11 protein-coding genes are annotated in these 13,462 nt (G+C 41.0%); 5 read left to right on the top strand and 6 right to left on the bottom strand.

From position 1 onward, the window contains the following. A partial coding sequence (locus ACYRY3_RS28960; RefSeq protein WP_460205128.1) for a hypothetical protein occupies window positions 1–208 on the top strand: 208 nt, incomplete at its 5' end. Here ACYRY3_RS28960 and ACYRY3_RS28955 read toward each other — a convergent pair. Both ACYRY3_RS28955 and ACYRY3_RS28950 read right to left on the bottom strand, forming a co-directional pair. Next, the gene (locus tag ACYRY3_RS28955) at window positions 164–1,144 is read right to left on the bottom strand and encodes a formylglycine-generating enzyme family protein (RefSeq protein WP_460205127.1); all 981 of its coding nucleotides are present in this window, start codon (window positions 1,142–1,144) and stop codon (window positions 164–166) included. The two genes, ACYRY3_RS28960 and ACYRY3_RS28955, sit on opposite strands and share 45 nt — an antisense overlap. A gap of 144 nt (window positions 1,145–1,288) precedes the next feature. Continuing rightward, a complete protein-coding gene (locus ACYRY3_RS28950) occupies window positions 1,289–1,651 on the bottom strand; it encodes a hypothetical protein (protein ID WP_460205126.1) in 363 nt (120 codons plus the stop codon). A 675-nt stretch (window positions 1,652–2,326) separates the two neighbouring features. On the opposite strand from ACYRY3_RS28950, the gene ACYRY3_RS28945 reads away from it, so the two are divergent. Further along, window positions 2,327–2,743, top strand: a complete 417-nt coding sequence (locus tag ACYRY3_RS28945) for a thioredoxin family protein (protein WP_460205125.1) — start codon at window positions 2,327–2,329, stop codon at window positions 2,741–2,743. A 663-nt stretch (window positions 2,744–3,406) separates the two neighbouring features. Here the strand turns inward: ACYRY3_RS28945 and ACYRY3_RS28940 are convergent. From ACYRY3_RS28940 to ACYRY3_RS28925, 4 genes are all read right to left on the bottom strand, one after another. After that, window positions 3,407–4,096 (bottom strand): hypothetical protein, encoded by a 690-nt coding sequence (locus tag ACYRY3_RS28940; RefSeq protein WP_460205124.1) that lies wholly within the window; start codon window positions 4,094–4,096, stop codon window positions 3,407–3,409. 102 nt (window positions 4,097–4,198) lie between these two features. Then, window positions 4,199–4,933 carry a hypothetical protein gene (locus ACYRY3_RS28935; RefSeq protein WP_460205123.1) on the bottom strand — a complete coding sequence of 245 codons (735 nt, stop codon included), beginning with the start codon at window positions 4,931–4,933 and terminating at the stop codon, window positions 4,199–4,201. Between the two features lie 559 nt (window positions 4,934–5,492). Further along, the gene (locus ACYRY3_RS28930; RefSeq protein ID WP_460205122.1) at window positions 5,493–7,496 is read right to left on the bottom strand and encodes a protein kinase domain-containing protein; all 2,004 of its coding nucleotides are present in this window, start codon (window positions 7,494–7,496) and stop codon (window positions 5,493–5,495) included. 118 nt (window positions 7,497–7,614) lie between these two features. Continuing rightward, entirely contained in the window at window positions 7,615–8,157 is a 543-nt protein-coding gene (locus tag ACYRY3_RS28925; protein WP_460205121.1) for a Uma2 family endonuclease, read from the bottom strand. A gap of 165 nt (window positions 8,158–8,322) precedes the next feature. Between ACYRY3_RS28925 and ACYRY3_RS28920 the strand changes: the two genes are divergently transcribed. The 3 genes from ACYRY3_RS28920 (at window position 8,323) to ACYRY3_RS28910 (ending at window position 13,455) form a co-directional block, all read left to right on the top strand. After that, on the top strand, window positions 8,323–9,186 hold the full coding sequence (locus ACYRY3_RS28920) for a Tab2 family RNA-binding protein (RefSeq protein ID WP_460205120.1): 864 nt from the start codon (window positions 8,323–8,325) through the stop codon (window positions 9,184–9,186). 107 nt (window positions 9,187–9,293) lie between these two features. Then, a complete protein-coding gene (locus ACYRY3_RS28915; protein WP_460205119.1) occupies window positions 9,294–10,607 on the top strand; it encodes a TldD/PmbA family protein in 1,314 nt (437 codons plus the stop codon). A gap of 196 nt (window positions 10,608–10,803) precedes the next feature. Then, the gene (locus ACYRY3_RS28910) at window positions 10,804–13,455 is read left to right on the top strand and encodes a chloride channel protein (RefSeq protein WP_460205118.1); all 2,652 of its coding nucleotides are present in this window, start codon (window positions 10,804–10,806) and stop codon (window positions 13,453–13,455) included. Window positions 13,456–13,462 lie beyond the last annotated feature (7 nt).

The raw sequence follows: 13,462 nt of genomic DNA, 5'->3' as shown, positions 1-13,462 counted from the left end.
GTTAATAGCAGAACCAACACCAACACCAGCTGCACCAGCCGCAATAGCAAGGGGTGCTGTCACGTTGTATTCAAAAATACAGTTAATTAGACAACATTCTGGTTTTCAATCTGTTTTTCAAGGCTTCTGGAAAACTTTTCGGTCTACTGAAGTTGGCATAATTCTAATCAGGACAAACAATCGTCCGGAAACCGATGTGATTGGTTGAAGTATCAATATCTTCTGGGTAGCGGGCAGCGGGACGGAAGCGGGCGCAGTAGTTAGGGGCACAAAGAAAAGACCCTCCTTTGAGGACTTTACGCGGTTTCTGCATTGAGAATGGTATTTTGCGATCGTAGCTCTCTTCTTCGGTTCCGCCTCGCGGATTTTTAGGGGTACAACAGGCTTTTGCTGGATTTTCGGGATGTCGCTCCCGATACCAATCGCTCGTCCACTCCCACACATTGCCAATCATGTCGTAGAGTCCATAGCCATTGGGGGGATAACTACCTATCGCTTCCGTCCCAGGCGGACGAGATTTCAGATTTTGCCAGGGAAACTGTCCTTGCCATGTATTCGCCATTGGCTTACCTTTAGGCATAAATTCATCACCCCAGGCGAATTCTGCCCCATCTAAGCCCCCTCGCGCTGCTAATTCCCACTGTGCTTCGGTTGGTAGTTCTTTTCCTGCCCATTTTGTATAGGCAAGGGCATCTTCATAGACGATGTGTATCACAGGATGGTTTTCTCTATTTTTAATGGAACTTCCAGGGCCTTCGGGGTGTCGCCAGTTCGCCCCAGGGGTATAGTGCCACCAGCATAGAGTACGAGGATCGACGGGGCGAACTGGTTTCACAAAGACGGCAGATCCAGGAACTAGCATTTCGGGATCTGCATTGGGATAATCTTCTGCTTTCAGGGGTTTTTCGGCAAAGGTAATATATCCCGTTTCTTTAACGAATTTTTGAAATTGCTTGTTGGTGACTAAATATTTATCCATCCAGAAGCCACTCACGGTTACGGTGTGAACGGGGCCTTCTTCGGGATATTTGCGGCTGTTCGATCCCATTTCAAACGTTCTCCCTGGAATCCAGACCATATCTTTATGGAGAGGTTTACTGGAAGCAGATGAGGGGTTTTGAGATACTTGTAGATTTGAAGTCATGGAGAATTTTAGATTAGAGATTCTCGACTTTGTCCAATTCAGGGGCCATAACACAGCAGGCTGAACCAGCAGTCTAACAAAGCTTTTGGTATTTTCACCATATCGGTTGTTAACCTAGAGGATGGAAAAAGTCGAGCTTGCCACTTAGTCGCGCATCAACATTCCTCTGAGTTCTTTTTCGTAATCGGTCGCACCCCCATCATTCTTAATGGTGACGATCGCTTTTTTCAGCTTTGCGCCTTCAAACTCATAAGGAATCTCGTGTTCGTAGTCTGTTGACACGGGTTGGCCTGCATCTCGACCAATATTGAATCCTTCGCCAGATAAAGCAAACTTACCCGGTTGAGTTAGGAACTTAGGATTATAACTTGAGAAAGTTCCTGTAATATCGACAGCTTGCTCAATGTCATTGATATACAGTTTGACCTCGCCTATCGTACTGCTACCCACCTCTGCATCGGGAGGAGTAAGTGTCTTTTCTTTGGCAAATTCAACTTTAAATGTCATCTCCTTCGCGAGTTTCAGGCATTGATTCCTAATTAAGTCCTATATAAGTTTTTCTAACTTTGTAGACAGTGTTTACAGCGTGAAGTTCAGGCTCTATAAGCTTTTTGGTGATTTATATGTTTTCAAGTACATATAAATGCGCGAACCCACAGCTACAAATAATGGTATTAGCTTTGGATGTAATGTTGATTAACACAGTAAGTACATTTTTGAATCTATTTAGTGAGATGAATTAATCTCTACCGAGAGGAAGTTTATACAAATAGCCACAGTAAGTAAGCTGATAGCAACAGTATGATTTGAAATGCTGTTATTACAGGCAAGTAAAATTCTGCTGCTGAGTTTCTCTTTGTTCAACCCAATCTACGAGGAGGAGAAGGAGTCAGAAGTCAGAATCCAGAATTGGTGAATATCCCCACGGATGAATCCGGGGGTTTCAATAAAGTTGCTTTACTTTTTGATTTATCCACGAATAAATTCGGGGGCTTTTGACCGTTATTCATTCACGCCTACCCACGATTGTGTTCATTCTGACTCCTGGCTCCTGACGGAGTGAATTCTTCTTTGGTAATCAAGGTTTCACGAATTCGCTAACAAAGTCTTTGAATTCCCCAACAAAGTCATTATTTACGCTAACAATTTGTTTTGTCCAAAGTCCAATACACAAGGAAAACCATGAAAGTTATCACAAGAATCGCACGACGACTGACGTTAGTCTTTTTGGCACTGGTTGTAAGTAGCATGATGTTCTTTTCATCTCCTGTGGTTGCTGCTACTTCATCAGTGAGTAATTTGAATGCAGATCAATTTGAAACTGAAGTGCTAAAGTCTGACAAACCTGTACTTGTGGGGTTTACAGCACGTTGGAGCGCATTCGGCACACAGGCACAAATGCAACTTGAAGACATAGCAAATACTTATCCAGACGAGGTTAAAGTTTATGCAATTGATATAGATGACCGTCCCGATCTTGTTGAGAAGTATGATGTTAATGCAATTCCAAATGTACTAGGTTTTAAAGGTGGTTCAAAGTCTGGACAATACATAGGACCGACCACAACAAAAGACACTTACCTTAGACTTGTAAAATAAACGTGTTTAGCAGAGGCACTGGTGATTTATTCGTCGTAACAGTGCCTTTGGTTTTACTACTTAAAAAGTGATTGTACGTGTTCTAGCTACCTTAGCTTATTTAAGAAACTTCAAAAAAAACTTTATCTCTACTTAACCAGCAATGAATATAAATTTTGTGATTATTTTCATTTTAGATTTTTGATTGAATCACAAAAACATTATCCTCAGATTTTGATTGTGTGTTTAATTCAATACTCGTGCCTAGAATTAACTCTACGAACTAATTAAGCATTTATCCTCGTTTATAAAAAATTATTGACATCAATTCATCTCACCTTGTACTGCTACAAAGTTTACTCTGTCTAGTTTTCAAACTTTTCCTTACATCGAACTCAGGTTTATAAAGACGGGAAAACCGCACATCTAATTCCCTCCCCTTGATAAGGGGAGGGTTAGGGAGGGGTATTATCCATGTGTTGCATTCTTTTTTCAAATTAGTATTAGCCCTTACCTAAAAGTACGCGGGACGCCAAAAGCTACGTAGTTTTAACTGTCTTAACTATCTTAACTATCTTAACTGTCTTAACTCAAAAGAGGTATTATACAGCATAGTCCTACCTACAAAAATTGGTAATTTATTGACTATTTGGCTAAAACCTGAACCCCAAGTCAATTTCACTATTAATTATTATTTCGTCTGAGTTCACTTATTTGCATTTTCATTTCATCTATCTCTCTTTCAAACTCAGTTTGGGTTAATAAACGTCCTTCTATGTAACAAGTTTGACTTTTATCCCAATATATGCTGCATTTTGAATTTTTTGCAATAGATTTTATATTTAAAATCCGCTGGTTTAAATCATTTATTTCATTACTTTTTTCAATTTTTTTTTGTTTTGCTAATTCTGCTTCAATCCGAGCTTTATTTAAAGTCTCTTTGCTTTGGTTATTATGCCAAGGCGTAGATTTATATTGGTTAACATCGTAATTTTGTTTATCAAAAGATATAAATACATTTACAGAAATAGTAAGAATCGTACAGCTAATTAGACTTGTAGAGAATAAGGTTAAACCAAGTTTTGTTATCGATAACATTTTTCTTTTATATGCATTTTTTAATGCGTCATCTAAGGATTTACTAGGTATAGTACTCGCTTTAGTTTTGAATATTAAAGTACCTGTCAATGGATCGGCATCAATAGTATCTCTAATTTGCTCAATCTCAAGTAAACTATTACATTCAGAGGTAGATATTCCAAGTTTTTCTACTATTTCTTGAGCAGATAAACCATTTGGATTATTGTATAATAAGATATGCAATGCTTCTTGATATGGATGGGTTTGATAGTGTAATCTGCGTAATTTAAACATAAAAATCAAATTCAATTTATTGAGTTAGATTAATCTATACTCTAGGTAATATTTCAAAACGGAAATTGTATAAAAAAGGAAAAAATACTTGGTTTCTAGGCTTCATACTCCTTCTCCCTCTGAAGTTAAAGTTGGTACGGATTCGATGGAAGGTGAATTGAAAATTGGCGAATTACTTGAATTCTGATTAAGAATATTCTCAAATATTTTTTTCTGTAATTTACCTGTATCTTGTGATTCTGATGGTTTTACTTGTTCTTCAATAAGAACTCTCGTATCAACAAGTAATTTATTGATTAGCTTGATTTCTTCAGGGGGAACGATATCGCTTAAATCTAGTTTTTTTTCTAGTTTCCATATATTTTGTTCTAATGTAGCAATCTTAAAATCAGCTTCATCAATTGTATGCTTCAGTAAATTTAATCTCCGCTGCAAAATAGCAGTCCTTTCTAATAACAAGCAAAGCTGAAAATAACTCTGACAATTCCTTAACAATTCTTCATGTGTTTTAATGCCTAAACTTGGTAACCCAGAATTAAGCTTTTCATAATAATCATCATATTCGCGTTTGTCTTGGTTGTATTTATCTTGTCCACGCTCTCTTTTGTGTTTGATATCGTCAAGAACTTCTCTTACTTCACTAATTTTTTGATTAATGCATTTTTCGTCACATTGAGAAACACAGCCACTAATTGCTGAAGCTATGAAGATGGTAGATAACAAGAATAAAGGTTTGTTTGATGTATATCCTAAATTTGAAAATCTTCTTATACACTGACAAAAAAATTGCCTGCTCATAAGTAAAATTTTATTATGTATGTATAAATTATTAAGCATATAATATCACACCATGTTAATAAAAATACAATATGTTACAAATGTATAATGCTTGATTGGAAGCAAACAAATAATATATTAAACAGTTTTATCATCTATCCTAGGATATATTTTTGTATGTAGCAATTTTCAAATTGGTATTACCCCTTACAAATTTCTAGTGTTGAAAAATACGGGTTACAAAATCTATTTTGATTAAGAAATTTGTTAAATATAGGTTAGGAATTTCCAAGAAATAAATTAACCAACATTGTGGGGTAAGCGTCCCCACTCCCCCGCCATCTACAACGTCTGAGACAGACGTACCACAAGAAATTTTTGAATATTTTTTTATTTGGAAGTCCCTTAAATATCTGAACTGTCTTAACTGTCTTTGGTTTTTTATAAAAATTTAGGTAAGATTTTTTCTCACATTTTGCACTTTCACTTAGGAGGGAACGGTGGGCAGTGCCCACCCTACAAAATAATAGGTTTTTTAGACTATGATATTTTTAAGAAAAGGGGGTGCAAAATTTTTGTGTTTGCTAAAAAGGCGATTTGCCGCTATGCTGTAGCGAAGCTATCGCCAAATCTTGATAGTCTTGTCTTTACTGGCACTGGTTAAAGTTTGACCATCTTTACTAAAAGCGACAGCAAAAACCTCTTTTGAATGACCTTTGAGAGTTTTTATTTCCTGTCCCGTACTCAGATTCCAGATTTTCACAGTACTGTCATCGCTACCAGTAGCAATTTTTTCACCATCAGGGCTAAAAGCAACAGCATTGACATCTGCTGAATGACCGGTTAGGGGAGGACGTATTTCTCGCCCTGTTTTTAGGTTCCACACCCGAATGTTCCTGTCATCGCTAACACTAATCGCAATTTCTTGATTCGGGCTAATAGCTACGGCATTGACATCCCCTAAATGCCCGGTTAAAGTCCGTAATAATTTCCCAGTGTTGAGATTCCAAACCTTGACTGTTTTATCCGTACCACAGCTAACAAGGGTTTGACTATCTGGGCTAATAGCAACAGATAAAACCTCCCCTTCATGTCCTTGGAGAGTGCGAATTTCCCTTCCTGTATTTAAATTCCAGACTTTGATTGTTTTGTCATAGCTACCACTGACAAGAGTTTGACCATCCAGAGCGATCGCAACAGAATTCACATAACTAGAATGCCCCTTGAGAGTGCGAATTTCCCGTCCTGTATTTAAATTCCAAACTTTGATTGTCTTGTCTGCGCTACCACTTGCAATAACTTGACCGAACCCCTCTGGTTCTCCTTCTCGAAGAGGGCTAATAGCAACAGAGTAAACCAAGCCTTCATGTCCTTGCAAAGTGCGAATTTCTTTTTGCCTTTTCCAGTCCCAAATTTTGATGGTTTTGTCATCACTACCACTGACTAAAATTTCCTTTAGCTGCGTTTCCCTGGAAAAATTTGCCTGGGAAAAAGCAAGAGAATTCACTTCACCTAAATGCCCATCTAAGGTAGGGATATGCCCCATAATTTGCCAAGACACTAATCCACCTAAACCTAACAATAGGGTCACACCTCCCATAACCAGTTGCTTTGGTAATTGGATGTTTGGTTGAATAACGGTTTTTGGGAAAACAGATGAACTGCGAGTATTTTTCTGGGAGAACAAAGTTACGGCAAAATCCTTTGGAGTGGATGGCAATTTTGACTTTTGATGCACATCTTGCAGAACTTCATCTGCTGATTGATATCTCCGAGCGATATCTTTTCGTAACAATTTGTCTATTACCTTTTTTAGTTGTACAGATATGGAAAATTTGAGATATTCCTGCCAACGTGCCACCCAACCATATCCGTGTTCTACATACAACTGAGATGGGTGAATTCCGGTCAATAAATGAAAGCAAGTGACACCCAAACTAAACAAATCACTCGCTGGATATGCATTGCCATGTTTCATTTGTTCCATTGGTGCATAACCATAGGAACCAATCGTTGTACCTGTTTTCTCAAGAGAATTTTCTGTGAATTGCTTGGCAACTCCAAAATCAATAAGGACTAAATCTTCCCTACCTCGTTTGTTCAAGCGACGGATAATATTTTCTGGTTTAATATCGCGGTGAATGACTTGATGGTCGTGAACAAATTTGAGAACTTGTAATAATTCATATAACAGTTCCCATATTTTTTCTTCACGAAAAATTCCATGCTGGTTCAATTCCTGTCTTAAGGTATGTCCCTCAATAAATTGCTGCACTAGGTACAGGTAGTTCTCGTGGCGGAAGTAAGCATACAACGTTGGAATTTGTGGGTGTTCTCCTAGCTGTTGCAGACGCCTTGCTTCTTCTTGAAAAAGTTCCGTTGCCTTTTGTAAAGCTTTGGTTCCTTGGACTTGTGGTGCCAGTTGCTTGACAACACAATGCTCTTTTAACTTGTCTTCATCCTCAGCCAAAAAAGTTCTGCCAAATCCTCCGCCCCCCAATGGCTGGATAATGCGATAGCGGTTCCGCAGCAGCGCTATCAATCTTGTTCCACAATTTTGGCAGAACTCCGCACCATCTGGATTTAGGGGCTTTTCGCAACTTGGATCGAGGCAGTAGGTCATAGAGAAGGATCGATCGACCGTTATTTTTTATATTATGTTCTTCTTTTCTGTCCTTTCTGATTTCCAAATTGCTATCGCAAGAATCGTAAAGTTTTGCTATTTAAATTTTTGTAATACTCTAATCAAACTCTGGTGCCCATAAGTCAGATACTTGTACCTCCCATCCAGGGAGAAGTTCGCTCACTGTCAAAGTATCCCCATCACGAAGAACGATTGCTTCTTGTTCGGGATAATAAACTTCAACAATCCTATTATCTGGGTCGATTAAAATTCCCACCTTAGTTCCCAGTGCAAGAAATTCTCGAATCTTTGCCCTGAGTTCATCAATATCATCAGTTGGTGACTTGACTTCTACTGTCAAATCGGGAGCTAATTGAGCATAGGATCGGGGGCTGCGGCGCAAACGTTCTGCACGTACAAATGAAGCATCCGGTGCGCGTACATTTGAGTTTGGTAATCTAAAACCAGCACTTGAAGCTGTAACTCGTCCAAGTTGACGCGGTCTAACCCAGTTATACAATTGAGCTACCATGCCTGCTGCAATTTCATCTGACTCGTATCCTGATGGGCTCATAACAATAACGCTTCCCTTAACTAATTCCATGCGATAGTCGGGATGTTGCTTTTGCATTTTTTCCAAGTCTTCAATTGTCAGGGACATAGAACTTCCTTGCGTAGCCTGAGTTTTTCTTGGACTGCTAATACTATTGTATTTTAAGAGGGAACTCTTAACAGGGAAACAATATTACCATCTTTCCTTATGCCCATACCCTCTTATCATGTGTAAAGAAGAAATAAAAAAGTAGCCAAATTTCAACGGCATAATATGGGCAGTATTTGGGAACTAGATTTTTACTCACGTCCAATACTGGACGAAAATCAAAAAAAAGTTTGGGAAGTTTTGGTATGCGAAAGCCCATTGAGTGTACGCACTAACATTGATTCTGTATTTCGCTTTACCAAGTATTGCCCCAGTACGGAAGTCAATTCAGTATGGCTGCGGACGGCATTGGAAGAAGCAATCGCTTTGTCAGGAGAAACGCCGAGGCGAATTCGCTTTTTCCGTCGCCAAATGAATAATATGATTGCAAAAGCCTGCCAAGACTTGGGCATTCCCGCCCAGCAGAGTCGCCGCACCTTGCTGCTGAACCAATGGATCGAACAGAGGATGAAAGAAGTCTATCCCCAAGAACCAGGGTATCAAGCAGGAACCAGCGCTTCAGTGCGCTTGGACAGTCCTTTACCCCAACGCTTACCGGACGCTTTAGAAGGACAGCAGTGGCAATTTGTGACTTTACAAGCTGCAGAGTTTGCGGAAATGCACGAGTGGGAAATTGGTTTTAGCGAAGCCTTTCCCCTGGAGATGGCGCAAATTTCCCCTGAAACCCCCATTCCTGGTGTTTTGATTTTCTCATCCAGAGCGTTACCCCTGGCAGGTTGGATGTCTGGTTTGGAGTTAGGGTGGTTGAAATTTGACAACACTCAAGGGGCAAGATTGCTTTTAGAAACTGGTGCTACTGAAAGCTGGATTTTGGCGAATATCAAAAATCCTCAAGTCCAAGCTGCAGCCAAAGGTTTTGAGTCAGCAAAGGAGAAAGCAAATGGAGTGCATTTTATAGCAGTGCAGTCCAATCCGCAAGAAGAATCTTTTGCTGGATTTTGGCTGTTACAAGAGGTCAATCTGCCGTAAATTTATTGGGGGAATGAGTTAATAACTGACTGCTAATTGCTAATGCACAAGTTGGCAATTAGCAATTAGCAATTAGCTTTTTAGCAATTAAAAAGCCAACAAAAAACATGGAGCATCAAAAATTACCTCAATATTTACTAGCAGAACAGTTACTTGAACTTGCTGTAAAGTCTGGAGCAGAAGCAGCAGAGGTGTATCAGTCCCTCTCCCTGTCTCGACCCGTGTTTTTTGAAGCCAATCGCCTGAAGCAATTAGAAACCAGTGAATCAGAAGGCACCGCACTGCGGTTGTGGAGAGACGGGCGTCCGGGGCTAGCGGTAGCATCGGGTCCTGTGGAACCACAAGCATTGGTAGAACGTGCTTTAGCCCTAAGTCAGTTGAATGAACCTGAAATAGTCGAATTAAACAGTAATTTTAAACCTTTTTACCCGGATTTGGGTGAAACTGTGGCTGTGGAAAAGTTGGTGGAGTGGGGCAAAGAAACGATCGCACTCATTCGTGACCCATACCCAGATATAATCTGTACGGGTGACTGGGAATGCGATGTTGAAACCACCAGACTCATCAACACTCAAGGTTTAGATTGTCACTACACTGATACCACTCTGAGCTGCTATCTAGAAGCAGAATGGGTACGGGGCGACGATTTTCTCAGTGTTGCTGATGGTCAAACACAACGCAGTTATCTCCAGCCCGAGAAACTGGCTCACCAAATTTTACAACGTTTAGCTTGGGCAAAAGAAAACGTAGCATCCCCTCAGGGTCGCGTTCCAGTTCTATTTACTTCCAAGGCAGCAGATATGCTTTGGGGTACCGTACAAGCAGCTTTGAATGGCAAAAGAGTTTTGGAAAGAGCTTCCCCTTGGGCAGACCGGATTGGCAAAACCGTGATTTCCCCTACTTTAACCCTATATCAAGACCCCGAAGCAGGCCCTTACAGCTGTCCTTTTGACGATGAAGGGACACCAACTCAACTTCTAGTGTTTATTCAAGATGGCGTATTGCAGCATTTTTACAGCGATCGCACAACCGGACGCCATTTGGGTGTTCCTTCCACCGGTAATAGCTTTCGTCCTGGTTTAGGAAGCTATCCTACTCCTGGTTTATTTAATTTCCTCATCCAGCCCGGTTCTGATTCTCTACAACAGTTGATTCAACATTTAGAGTATGGGTTGATAGTGGATCAAATGTTGGGTGGGAATAGCGGTATCTCAGGTGACTTCTCAATTAATGTTGATTTAGGCTATCTTGTCCAAAATGGTGAAGTGATTGGACGTGTCAAAGACACAATGGTAGCTGGCAACGTCTATACAGCTTTAAAACAATTGGTTAAACTAGGTAATGATGCTGACTGGAACGGTTCTTGTTATACTCCCTCTTTATTAGTAGAAGGATTATCTAGCACGGGAAAACATAATTAACAATGAAAACAACACGGAAATTCTTAAATTGTTTTAGGAATTTTACAACTCAATGTATTTAATAGTATAAACGTCAACCGATTGAAAATTGATAAATTGCAATTATAAATAGCAGTCATTTTCAAAACTATTTGTAGAAAAAGTTTTGCTAGTGGAAAATGATTGTATTCTAATTGTGTATGAATTTTGAATTTATATGGAGCTTCCTTTTTTTACTAAATCTTTCCGCGCTATATGGCAGCCTAGAAGAGGTTTAGCAATTGCAGAAGCATCAGTTATTGGTATTGTCGCCGCTTTATCCGCAGTCTTCTTTAAATATGGGTCGGGATGGTTGGGAACCTGGCGAGTCCAATCCTCCCACATCTTGCCAGCGTGGCTGGTGTTACCAACAATTGGTATCAGCTTTGGATATCTTGCTGGGTTACTTGTAGAAAGATTGGCACCCGAAGCATCTGGTGGAGGTATCCCACAAGTAAAAGCCTCACTTGCTAATGTGCCAGTCAACTTATCTTGGCGCGTTGCATTCGTAAAATTACTGAGTGCGATCGTTGCTTTAGGTTCGGGTTTAACTCTTGGGCGGCAAGGTCCTACGGTTCATGTTGGGGCAGCTTTAGCAGCGGGAATGAGCCGGTGGGTGCCCACTTCTCCAGATCATCGCCGACAGATGATAGCTGCTGGTGCCGGTGCTGGATTGGCAGCAGCTTTCAATGCCCCAATTGCAGGTGTATTGTTCATTGTAGAGGAACTTCTTCAAGATTTATCAGGGCTAACACTAGGAACAGCTATCATTGCCTCATTTATTGGTGGGGTTGTCTCCCGGTTGCTTGGCGGTCACAGTTTAGACCTACACCTGGATTTGGCTGCATCTTCCAGCACCTTCTCACTTCCAGAAATTCCTTTTTACTTGCTTTTGGGCATTTTAGCGGGTTTGCTAGCCGCATTGTTCAATCAAGGGCTAGTTGCCAGTGTGGGGGTGTACCGTAAACTGCATATCAGCTTAGCACTTAGAGTCGCATTGGCTGGTTTTATATCGGGTGTGGTGGTTGCCATGCTACCCATATCCTTCCGGAATAATAGCGGGTTGCGGGAGTTTGTTATTACTGGTGACGTCGATCCTTATACAGCAGTGCTTGCCTTTGTGGTTCAATTCATCCTTACCTTGGTAGCATTTGGTTCCGGGGCACCTGGAGGATTGTTTGCTCCCAGTCTGATTTTAGGTTCTTGTTTGGGATATCTCATTGGTGTATGCCAGGGATATGTTTTAGGAATAGGTGACCCTACAACCTATGCACTGGCAGGAATGGGAGCATTCTTTAGCGCTGTCTCTAAAGTCCCCATCACAGCAATTGTCATTGTGTTTGAGATGACCACGGATTTTAATCTGGTTCTACCTTTGATGATTGGTTCTGTTACGGCTTACCTAGTGGCGGAAAAGATAGTGCCGGGGTCGTTGTATGAAAAATTGTTACAGCTAAATGGTATCAGTATCCAAAAACAAACTCCTGTTGAGGGAGTCTTAACGAATTTAACTGCAAAAGACGTTATGCAGCAACGGGTAGAAACTCTTGAGGCAGAAATGACTCTGGAAGAAGTGGCAGAAAGTTTCTCCCATTCCCATCATCGAGGTTTTCCAGTAGTAGAAAACAACAAGCTAGTAGGCATTGTCACTCAAAGCGATTTGCTGAAAATACGCGATCGCAATCTCCCAAAGAATGCACTCCTGAGGGACATTATGACCGGCAATCCACTTACGGTGACTCCCATTCACAACCTCAGCAATGTTCTGTATTTGCTAGACCGCTACCAAATCAGCCGTTTGCCAGTTGTTGAAGGGCGCAGGCTCATTGGCATCATCACCCGTGCTGACATTATCCGGGCAGAGGCAAATCATCTCAATGCCAAACACAAGCAGTCTGAATCTCGACAAGAGCCTTCCTATGTCGTCTATCAAACTCGCTCCCCCAGCACGGGAACGGGTAGGTTACTCGTACCGATAGCCAATCCCGAAACAGCAGCTACACTCTTGGAAATGGCAGCGGCCATTGCTTGCGATCGCCAATATGAAATAGAGTGCGTGCAAGTGATGTTGGTTTCCCGTAACAGTTCTCCTATGGAAACATCGGTAAAGACCACAAAAAGCCGTCGCCTGTTACGGTTAGCAGAAGCTATGGGGAAAAAGCGGAAAATTCCCATACACACACAAATTCGAGTTGCCCATGATGTATCCCAGGCAATTCTAGAGACTATAAAAGAAAGACATATCGACCTAATATTAATGGGGTGGAAAGGTAATACTGCCACCCCTGGTCGTATTTTTGGCTGTGTTGTGGATACTATAATCCGCCAAGCAACCTGTGAAGTGATGGTGGTGAAACTAGGAGCAACGGAGGAACTCACAGATAAATCACCTGCTCTATCCGTGACTAAATCCTCTCCCCCCCTTCAATTCAATCGTTGGCTAGTTCCAATGGCTGGTGGTCCCAATGCATGGTTGGCAATTAAATTGCTACCCTCTCTGGTGACATTAGGAAACGACCCAAAAATTCGCTTAACTCGGGTGTTTAGACCATCTGAAATAGAACCCGACATGACTGTGTTAGAAGAAGCAATCCGCCAACTTATCCGTCGTCGCAAATTAGCCAGCACTGTGATTGCTACCCCAGTTAAAGCACAGTCGGTTTGCGAAGGAGTGATTAACCTTGTCAAGAAAGAACGTTACGATGTTGTTGTTTTGGGTGCTTCTCGTGAAGGGATGCTACAGCAAGCTATTAACGGCAACATTCCCGAGGCAATCGCTTCTGGTGTCGATAGCACGGTCATTTTAGTGCGGGGTGCCCTCGTAAGTTGACAAATAT

The organism is Scytonema sp. NUACC21 (assembly GCF_054684315.1).
The sequence above is the reverse complement of the archived record's forward strand: the minus strand, read 5'-3'. Positions and strand labels throughout refer to the sequence as shown.